The organism is uncultured Sulfuricurvum sp. (assembly GCF_937936435.1).
Classification (GTDB): domain Bacteria; phylum Campylobacterota; class Campylobacteria; order Campylobacterales; family Sulfurimonadaceae; genus Sulfuricurvum.
Window position 1 is genome coordinate 1 of sequence record NZ_CALDDG010000091.1, and the last position, 8,087, is coordinate 8,087.

The window sequence follows — 8,087 nt, forward strand, 5'->3', positions numbered from 1 at the left end:
GCGTCAGCCTTCCAAGCTGAATGTCGCGAGTTCGAGTCTCGTTTCCCGCTCCACTCTTCTTTAATTATTAAATCCTCAAACCGCTTTTATCTGTAAAACATGACAATCATAAGAATTGCCGATTGAATGATCGCTATTTTCCATAATTAAAGTACTTACGTTGACGATCATCGATCCCCAAAACAGAGCGATCATACGGCGTTAAGATCAGTCGGCATTCATCCTTTTTCGTACAAGATCGATCGGTGTGACGAAGAGTGCTTTGAACAGCGGTGATACCCGCGTCGTTTTATCATCGATGATTTCTAACGCACTGAAGGAAAATCCAGCACCGTCGTCGGGATTATTCGGAGTGACCGTAAACGTCAGCGGTTTGAGCGTGCGGATCATGTTGAGGACGTTTTTATGCCGTTTGTCTTCTGTGCCGAGGAGGATGTTACCGTCTTTGGTACGCACTTTTGCCGCTTCTATCAGAAGCCTCCAGCTGTCGGCATGAAGGGTTTTATTCCATGTCATGATTCCGCTGCTGTAATTGATCTGTTTTTTCTCGGCGAGAATAATCCCCTCGCGTGTCGTTCGGATCGTTTCTGCGAGGGTGAGGAAGAAGTTTTTTCCGCCGACCGCATCGGCGCATTCGCGCAGCTGTTCTCCCAAAGATTGTTCCGTATTTTCCGTTTCCATTATATATCCTCAACTCTTTTGCTCATCATACCCAAATTCGGGGCGATTCACGGCATGGGGAGCGTTTAAACGCACTTATGCTATTTTTTCATCATGAAACAACAAGAAACTGCCCCGTTTTGGGAAACAAAAAGACTCGAAGACCTCACAAAAGATGAGTGGGAAGCACTGTGCGACGGCTGCGGACTCTGCTGTCTGAATCGTATTCAGGACGAAGACGACGATGACGCTCCGATCCATTTGACCCGTGTTGCCTGCCATTGTTATGATATCGGTGCGGGACAATGCAGCGACTATGCCAACCGTTTTGAGAAGGTTGAGGGATGTATGGCGCTGAATGTGGCGCGGGTAGCGGAATACGAGTGGCTTCCGGAGACGTGCGCCTATCGCCGCCGCTATTTCGGTCTTCCTCTCCCTTCATGGCATCCGCTGATTAGCGGTGAGCGTAACAGTGTCCGGCCTTTCGGCATGCATGCGTACAATCCGATTCTCGAAAATGACGAGATCGATTTGGAAGATTACATCATCGACGAGGACGCCCTTAAGGTTTAGAACGTTTTAGGATGGTGTTTGCCATGTTGGTAAAGATCAGGTAGTGCATGGGAATCAGCGTGTACCAATAGAGTCGTCCCATGATGCCGTAGGGATAGAAATAGGCGCTCTGAATCAGCTTTCCATTATGGATTTTAAACTCCAGCCATGCTTTTCCCGGAAGCTTCATCTGCGCAAACAGAAGCAGCCGTTCGTTTTCGACCAAATCGACCACTTTCCAAAAATCGACACTGTCACCGATCCGCAGTTTTTCAGGATCCCGCCGTCCCCGATTGATTCCCGCTCCCTTGAAAAGTTTGTCGATAAACCCTCGCACATTCCAGAGCCAGTCGTATCCGAACCAGCCGTTCTTCCCTCCGATGGCACAAAAATTTTGAAACACGCTTTCTACTGAAAGATTGCCAAGTTCCAGAATGCGGCGATCGATAAACAGTGCATCGGCAATGTCATGCGCATGATTGATCTCCCAAACCCCCGAACCGCTGTCGCTCCATCGGCTGAGCACCTGATTGGATTCGATCTCACGGATCGCTTGTGTTACACTCTCTTCAAGGCTATGGGGTCGTATCGCGAAATAGTCATGTCGCAGATCATTTGTGAGGGTGACTTCGCTTTTAAGCCCTTCTATCAGCGAACTTGCAACGCTGTAGGGGACGGGGGTGAAGAGGGTGAGCCAATAGGAGGAGAGTTTCGGCGTCAATACATTGACCGGTATGAGGTAGCGTTTTAACCCCATAGCGGCCGCGACACGGAGCATCAGATCGCCGTAGCTCATGGTTTCCTCTCCGATATCGATCATCAGATTCGGTGTATCGGGGAGATCGAGCGCCGCGTCTAGATAGCTGATCACATCGTCGACTCCGATGGGCGTGATCGGTGTACGGACCCATTTGGGGGTGATCATGACGGGGAGCTTTTGAACCAAGTGGCGGATGATTTCGAAACTGGCGCTCCCTGAGCCGATAATGACCCCCGCACGAAACCAGATGCTTCGTACTTTATCGGGCTGCGAACTGAGAATCTCTCCCGTTTCGATACGGCTGAGGAGATGTTCGCTTCCCGTTTTTTTATCCCCTAAACCGCCGAGATAAATAATCGTTTTGACGTTTTGGCGCACGCAGGCATCGAGAAAATTCTGTGCGCTTTGGCGGTCGAGTTCCTGGAAATTTTCTTGGGCGAGGCCGTGTATGAGATAGTAGGCGACATCGATCCCTCTGAGGGCATCATCGAGACTTTCGGGATTGAGGACATCCGCAGTGACGATTTGAGCATGTTCTTGGACAGCGGGAGAGAGACTTTTCGTATTTCTCACCATCAGCCGTAGCTCGATATCTTCTTTGGCCATTAAAACGCGTTTGAGTCTTCGTCCGATGTAGCCGTTGGCTCCGGTCAGCAGGATTCGTTTCACGTCAATACTCCTGAAATAGGATTGCTATCACAGATTGTAGCAGAGCTCTAGCGTTTGTTGGTGACTTTGTAGATAAATTTAAACACTTCGGCGACGGCGACATAGAGTTTCTCGGGTATCTCGCGGTCGATTTCGATTTTACTGAGCATCTCTACAAGATCTTCGTCTTTTTGGATCGGGAGATTGTGGAGTTCGGCGACCTTGATGATGTTTTCCGCCGCCGAACCTTTGCCCGATGCGACTACACGCGGAGCATTCTCTCTTTCGGGGTTATAGCGCAGGGCGACCGCTTTTTTCATACCGTTACCTCGAATCCCAGATCGGAATCATCCTCATGGGCTATATAGGTTTCGCTCAGAGGCGTTGCACTCTCTTTGGCCTCGAAAATCCGAATCCGTCTGGGGGTCAGTCCGGCATCGATTAAGAGCGTACGCAGTTCCGGCAAGTTTTCCATCAAAACCTCTTTTAATTCCGCTTTTTCGGTATGGGCCTGAATCTCTAATTGATTCTGATCGTACAATGCCATCATCAAATCGAGTTCCCCGTACTCTTTGAGTCGGAGATTGATCTCGCAATAAAATTTCTTATCGGCAGTTTTTTTAAACGCCATCGACCCCTCTTGGAGCTGATCCCAAGAAAAAGGGAAATAGATGGAATTCGACGCACCCAGATAGGAGGTGAGTTGGTGATAATCGATCTGCGTGAGAAGCTTGTCGGTTTGTTCAAGAAGTTTGGGGGCGACGGGATCAGCAGAATTTTTGAGCTCGTCGGAGAGGGAGAGAAGAGCGGATTTGACGTCCTGGCTCATCGTCTCTTTGAGAAAACTCTCCTGTACCAGATGTTCGGGACGGCTAAACTCTGCCAGTTTCCCGATGAGGGTGCGCGCTTCTTCAGTGATGTTTCCTTTGACAATGGTGCTGCGGAGCGTTTCGGTAAACTCCTGCACTTCATCTACGAGTTTTCCGGTGGCGGGCGGTATCTCTTCGGAGAGGGGCTCTTTGGCGAGGATGTTTTGGATCGTTTCAACAAAACTTTGGGCCTCTTTGGCAGGCAGAGCCGTAATGGTTTTTAAAATTTTTTCGATCGAATCCAAAAAAGTGTCGGTCTGTGCGCTCTTGCTCTGCAAAAGGGTTCCGTAGAGTTGGGAAAGGGTCGATTTGAGTTCCTGTAGCGAACCAATGTTATCGAGTTTCTGTGTGAGTACCGCCGTCTCTTTTGAAAAGAGGGGATCGGTATTTGCCACAAAGGTACGGACGGACTCCCCCAGACTTTTGAGCGATGCGCTCAGTGTGGTTGCATCCGGGAGGCTCTTGGCGGCAGCGGCGAGCTGGGGGCTTTGGAGAATCGTCGTAATCTTCTCCTGAAGCGCTTTACCCTGAGGCAGAGGATTGTTAGAGATGAGGGTGCGCAGTTGTTCCAGCGTTCGGGTGAGATCGGGGATTTTCTGCACGGCCGATGCGAGTTTGGACTCCATAAACACGCCGCTGTTGACGATCTGTGTTTTCAATGCCGTCGTGTCGATGGTTGCACCGTTTTTGAGAAAACTCTCCAGTACGGCGGTTTTGGCGCTCACTTCGGGAGAGACTTTTGAACCGGATTCTTGGTAGGTTTTGAGATCCTGAACCAGACTTTTCAATGTCTCTGTGGGGTTATCCATCGTTTTGAACACGCTTGCGTTTTTGAGGATATCGAGTAGGACCGTATCGGATTTGGACGATGTGATTTTATCCTGAAACACAGAGGTCAAAACGGATTTGAGGTCTTTGCCCTCTTTAAGCGTTTCGAGTTGTTCGGGAGTAGCGTTTTTGATCGCCTCCGAGAGGGCTTTGTTCATATTTGGGAGGATGATCGAGAGCCGTGCGTCGGTGGTTAGATGTATCATAGCGATAATGATAACACACGATTGAAAGAAAAGGTTATTTTGTCGCCGTTATAAAGATCAGACGATCGGCGATCTCGATCGTATTGCCTGGATAGCGTCGGTCGATTTCGGCGATTCCTTCTTCGATCTGCTCATCACTGAACGGGGCGATATCGGACATGAAACGGTGTCTCAACATCTCGAACCAATTCTCTTTCGGGAGGGTAAAAGTGTGTGTTCTTTCCTGCGTACAGACCTGAAAACAGGCACTTTTGAGCTCGTTCTCGAAGAGCGTGTGATCGGGTTGATTGGCACTGAAAGCCGCTTTTAGGGTTTCGAAAAAAGGGAAATCGACCTTCCGGGGACGGGTAATGATGAGAAGTTTCCCCCCATCCGGAAGCCGTTGAAAGGTACGCTCCCAAAACCGTTCACGTTTATCGATATGATGGATCACCTCTTTGAGCAAAAGTTTGGAATAGGGGTGCTCCATCGCAGAAAAACGGTGGGCATCGGCACATATCGGAACGATATCGGCGATTTTGGAGGCTTCGCTGCACATCGCAGGAGAAGGCTCTACGCAGTATGCCCTGGATAGTTTGGCTTCACGTGCCAGCCGTCCGGTAAACGTCCCCGTCCCCCCTCCGATATCGGCGAGAATATCGGAAGGCTGAAGGTCAAGGTCGGTATGGATATGGGAGATGACGAAATCTTTGTATTCGTCGGAGAAATGCCATACTTTGTTAAAAACCTCGGCGATGGAATCGAAATGGTTGCTTTCGCTCACGCCGGCTTCCTGCTGTCGGCATTTTGCGGAAGAGCGTGTGCGTAGCACTCTTGTAAATGAGTATGCAACAGGGTTAAAACGGAGAGATCGAGTTTTCCCTCTTCCCCCATTTTTTGGAGGATTTGATAGGCATTGTCGCTGTTTAGTCCGCTGCGGTAAGGGCGATCCTGAACCAAAGCCTGAAAGATATCGGCGACGGTGAGAATCCGTGCTTCGATAGGGATTTGATCTCCTCCGAGATGGTAGGGATATCCCTGGGCGTCGAGAGTCTCATGGTGCATCGAGGCGATTTTGGCAATCTCATGAAATCCTTTGATCTTACGCAAGATCATATGCGAATCGAAACCGTGGCGGTTCATCTGCAACCGTTCTTCATCGTCCAACGGCCCGTTTTTATGCAAAATCGCATCGGCGACCCGAAGTTTTCCAAGATCATGAAAAAATGCGGAGAGCTCGATTTTCTCCTGCGTCTGCTGCGGCAGCCCGTAGAGTTCGGCGATATAGCGGGCGAGCGATGCGACCGCATACGTGTGGCTGGAGGTAAAGGTACTTTTGGCATCGACGACGTCGGCAAACATCATCGCCACGTTTTTAAGGGTCTCGAAAGGGACATTTTCGCTTCCTCCGGACTCAATCCATTCGCTGAAATAATCATTGAGCGCTTCGGGTTCCAGATAAAACCAAAAAGAGTCTGACAAAGAGGTCTCCAAAAAAGCCTCTACCAAAGCGGGAGAAAACATCGAACCGCTGTATTTTCGGATAATGGCTTCGATTTCATGGCGTTCGCGGGTATTGGCATCTCCGATCTGTACCCGCAGGGCATCGACTCTATCGGTCAGATAAATCAGGTTGGCATAGATTTTGGTCTCCGTATCGACGCCGGGGTCAAACTGATCCCAATGGGTATGGTGATACAAAATAATCGGGGCATAGTCGCAGTAGATATCCACTTTTTCCAAGAGAGAGGCTCCCCGAATACAATGTACTTGCGAATTATCCCAGTCGAGTTCCGTGACGAGATGCGTATGGACGTCGGTCGAGGAGACTCCGCAGTCGTGAAGCATCCCCATCATGATGATATCGTCGATCTGCGATTGGTTCCAGCCCAGTTTCTTGGCGACTTCGGCAGACATGAAGGCTACCCGCTTGCCGTGCATCGTGTCATCGATCCCGACGTAGTCGAGGGCTTCGGAGAGGGCATAGGAAACTTCGCGCAGATTGAGAGGGTAAATCATGATCTCTTCTTCGGGTTTGATAAAACTTAGTGTATCGAAAATGGGATAAATATGAAAATTATTTATTTTTGTCGCGAAAGATAATTGTATATTCCCGTTCCAACAATGAGCAGTGTTACCCCTATAATGAGGTAAAACGCATTGATGATTTTGCTGTAATCGTCCAGTACGATTTTAAAAACCGCCATCAGCGATTCGATCGAGAGAGCGATGATAATCGATGTGAGAAATTTGATGAGGGTTTTACTCTGCGTCTCATTACCGTATTCGAGCGCTTTGAACAATACTTCGTTCTCCAACATGTTTTTTGCCAGATCGTAAATTGCCAGACCGATCGTGATCGAAATGATCGATGTAAAAATTTCGTGGAGCAGCTCTTTTTGGTGATCGCTGAAAATGAGCATCGCAACAAAGATATAGGCACCGTAGAGAATTAAAAAAATAGCGACGATCCCCAGTAATATTCCGCCCATCCCCATGACCAGTTTGTTGACCCGTTCCAAAATAGAGTTGTGTTCAATCAGACGAAGCTCTTCGAGCAGCGTCAGCATATCGAAATCGGCAACAAGATAGTTACCGTTCTCCTGTTTGACGGCAGTTAAGGTAGGACGGCCGGTTTTGTGATGCAGATACGGATTGCTGATATGGATGGGTTCTTCGATAAAACTGACCCATTTAAAATAAAACGATTTATCGGCACCGAGGCGTTTTTCATCGTGCTCTTTACGTCCGAAGCTGAAGGTGGATTGGATAAATTCGGCAGAGACCCCGTATACGATTTCGGCCGATTTTTCAAATTCGAAAATGCGCTGCATATCTTTGGCTTCCAACGATAACGGGTGAAAATTTGCCATTACGTTGCGCAGATAGAATTGGACGCTGTTTTTATGTTCGGTGTAGATGCTGATAATTCGTTTCATGAAAAACTCCTGCCTTTGAGTTTTCAGGTTAAGTTTTACTCCTGTTTGGATTAAGAATCGGACGCTTAAAAAAGATAGAGAAAGATTTTAAGGTTAAAATATATTAAAGTTAAAATATATTATTGTTTAAAAGTGTTATAATTATTCTTCAGGAAAATTTTGAGTAAAAGCGGCGAAAGTAAAATATTTTTCAGGGTGCGAAATGAAAATTGATTTTCAAAAGTTGTATAAAAAGAAAGTTGCCGGTAAGGGGACGTTCAATATGTTAAACGGCACGGTCGATTTTTCACCCCGTCCGATTTTGCAGCGGTTGATGATCGCCCTGTCCGTTATGGTCGCGATATTGGCGTTGGGAACCGGCATTTTGCTCCTCAAACAATATCAGCACTATATTAACGATATGACGGAAATCCATATCGACGAGATCAACAGCAATTATCATGTCATTTCAGACGAACAGGCATTGGGTATGGCCACCGCGCTACAGCCGATTGTCGCCAATCCGGCGGTTAAAGAGGCTCTGAAAGAAAGGGATTCGCAACGTTTATTGAACGATTGGCGGGATGTTTTTGCCCGAATGAAGAAAGAGAATAAAATCACCCATTTTTATTTTTTGGATAAAAATCGCGTTTGTCTTCTGCGTGTT

At 47.9% G+C, this 8,087-nt stretch carries 9 protein-coding genes; 2 read left to right on the plus strand and 7 right to left on the minus strand.

Translation table 11 applies throughout. From position 1 onward, the window contains the following. Positions 1-207: 207 nt before the first annotated feature. Positions 208-681 carry a hypothetical protein gene (locus tag Q0389_RS09145; protein WP_298693666.1) on the minus strand — a complete coding sequence of 158 codons (474 nt, stop codon included), beginning with the start codon at positions 679-681 and terminating at the stop codon, positions 208-210. Positions 682-774: 93 nt separating this feature from the next. On the opposite strand from Q0389_RS09145, the gene Q0389_RS09150 reads away from it, so the two are divergent. Next, positions 775-1,233, plus strand: coding sequence for a YcgN family cysteine cluster protein (locus Q0389_RS09150; RefSeq protein WP_298693668.1), 459 nt, complete (start codon positions 775-777; stop codon positions 1,231-1,233). On the opposite strand, the gene Q0389_RS09155 is transcribed toward Q0389_RS09150, so the two are convergent. The 6 genes from Q0389_RS09155 to Q0389_RS09180 all read right to left on the minus strand — a co-directional run bounded on the left by Q0389_RS09155 (position 1,223) and on the right by Q0389_RS09180 (position 7,441). Continuing rightward, entirely contained in the window at positions 1,223-2,641 is a 1,419-nt protein-coding gene (locus Q0389_RS09155; protein ID WP_298693669.1) for an SDR family oxidoreductase, read from the minus strand. The two genes, Q0389_RS09150 and Q0389_RS09155, sit on opposite strands and share 11 nt — an antisense overlap. A 47-nt stretch (positions 2,642-2,688) precedes the next feature. Beyond that, the gene (locus Q0389_RS09160; protein WP_298693670.1) at positions 2,689-2,940 is read right to left on the minus strand and encodes an EscU/YscU/HrcU family type III secretion system export apparatus switch protein; all 252 of its coding nucleotides are present in this window, start codon (positions 2,938-2,940) and stop codon (positions 2,689-2,691) included. Next, complete coding sequence (locus Q0389_RS09165) at positions 2,937-4,523, minus strand: flagellar hook-length control protein FliK (protein WP_298693672.1); 1,587 nt, start codon at positions 4,521-4,523, stop codon at positions 2,937-2,939. Before Q0389_RS09165 ends, Q0389_RS09160 begins: the two co-directional genes overlap by 4 nt. 34 nt (positions 4,524-4,557) lie before the next feature. Beyond that, entirely contained in the window at positions 4,558-5,286 is a 729-nt protein-coding gene (locus Q0389_RS09170; RefSeq protein ID WP_298693673.1) for a methyltransferase domain-containing protein, read from the minus strand. After that, a complete protein-coding gene (locus tag Q0389_RS09175; protein WP_298693674.1) occupies positions 5,283-6,521 on the minus strand; it encodes an HD domain-containing phosphohydrolase in 1,239 nt (412 codons plus the stop codon). Before Q0389_RS09175 ends, Q0389_RS09170 begins: the two co-directional genes overlap by 4 nt. A 62-nt stretch (positions 6,522-6,583) precedes the next feature. Beyond that, positions 6,584-7,441, minus strand: a complete 858-nt coding sequence (locus Q0389_RS09180; protein WP_298693675.1) for a hypothetical protein — start codon at positions 7,439-7,441, stop codon at positions 6,584-6,586. 202 nt (positions 7,442-7,643) lie between these two features. Here Q0389_RS09180 and Q0389_RS09185 point away from each other — a divergent pair. Further along, positions 7,644-8,087 (plus strand): hypothetical protein (locus tag Q0389_RS09185; RefSeq protein WP_298693676.1); only part of this gene is annotated, 444 nt, incomplete at its 3' end.